Annotated in this window: 1 protein-coding gene and 1 pseudogene; both read right to left on the bottom strand. The window is 48.1% G+C overall.

Going from position 1 to position 1,371, the window contains the following annotated elements:
• Positions 1 to 677: pseudogene (locus ACR0P9_RS12660) on the bottom strand (diaminopimelate decarboxylase); the annotation flags it as partial.
• Positions 678 to 728: 51 nt separating this feature from the next.
• A complete protein-coding gene (gene yihA, locus ACR0P9_RS12655) occupies positions 729 to 1,325 on the bottom strand; it encodes a ribosome biogenesis GTP-binding protein YihA/YsxC (protein WP_432620688.1) in 597 nt (198 codons plus the stop codon).
• Positions 1,326 to 1,371 lie beyond the last annotated feature (46 nt).

Raw genomic sequence — 1,371 nt, 5'->3', positions numbered from 1 at the left:
CCGGTCTCTTCCTTCAGCTCAACAGCCAGCTTAAACAGAATGCGTGCCAGAGCCGGATAATACTCATTAGAAATCGTGTTGGAAGCGAGGAATGCATGAATGCCGAACTCCTTCGCGCCCTTCTGCTTGAGAATCTTATACGCTTCAGAGATCTGCTCGCGCGTCATGCCATACTTGGCATCGCCCGGATTGTCCATAACCTGGAAGCCTTCTTTTGAGCCGCCCAGCTGGAACACACCGCCCGGATTAAAGCGGCAGCAAATGCGCTCCGGAATATGACCAATGGCATCCTCAAGGAACGGAATATGGGTAATATCATCCAGATTGATGGTAGCGCCCAGCTTGTCTGCCAGCACAAACTCTTCTGCCGGTGTATCGTTGGAAGAGAACATAATCTCCTTGCCCTTGAAACCGCATGCATCGCTCATCATCAGCTCTGTCAGAGAAGAGCAGTCTGTGCCGCAGCCCTCTTCCTTCAGAATCTGCAAAATCTTCGGTGTCGGTGTTGCCTTGACAGCAAAATACTCCCGGAAGCCCTTGTTCCAAGAAAATGCATCATACAGCTTGCGTGCATTCTCGCGGATTCCCTTTTCATCGTACAGATGCAGCGGAGTCGGATACTCCTTGACAATTGCTTCTGCCTGCTCCTTGGTGATAAATGGTTTCTTTTCGTTCATTGGTCTGAATCATCCTTTTCTATCTATATCTCCCTGCACAGGAAGAATACATTATTTTTCTTCATGAATATGTTCCAGAATCAGCGCAAGAACTTCATCCTTGCCATTTCCCTTTTCTGCGGAAAACGGAATGACCGGCACATCTTCCGGAAGATGCAGCGTTGTGCGAATGGTCTGTAAGCTGCTCTCCAGCTGGCTCTTTTTGATTTTATCCAACTTATTGGCAATAATGGCAAACGGCACGCCGGTCTGCAAAAACCAATTTGCCATTGTGACATCGTCCGCCGTCGGCTTATGCCGAATATCTACAATCTGAAAGCCCAGCGTCAGGGTATCATCGCTCGCAAAATACTCGTCCATGAGCTTGCCCCAACGGTCACGCTCCTTCTTTGAGACCTTTGCATAGCCATAACCCGGCAAATCAACAAAGTACACTTTTTTATCAATTTCAAAGAAATTGATGTGAATGGTCTTTCCCGGCGCATTGCCTACACGGGCAAAGTTTTTGCGATTGAGCAATCGGTTAATGGTCGAGGATTTTCCGACATTCGACTTGCCTGCAAAGGCAATCTGCGGCAGGTTATCCTTTGGGAAATCTGCTGTTTTGACCGCAGACCGCACAAATTCTACCAAATGTAAGTTCAGCATAATTCTCCTTGTCTCGCACCTGTTTTTCCTGACTGTGCCGGATCTG

Source organism: Butyricicoccus sp., assembly GCF_050872565.1.
GTDB lineage: Bacteria > Bacillota > Clostridia > Oscillospirales > Butyricicoccaceae > Butyricicoccus_A.
The sequence above is the reverse complement of the archived record's forward strand: the minus strand, read 5'-3'. Positions and strand labels throughout refer to the sequence as shown.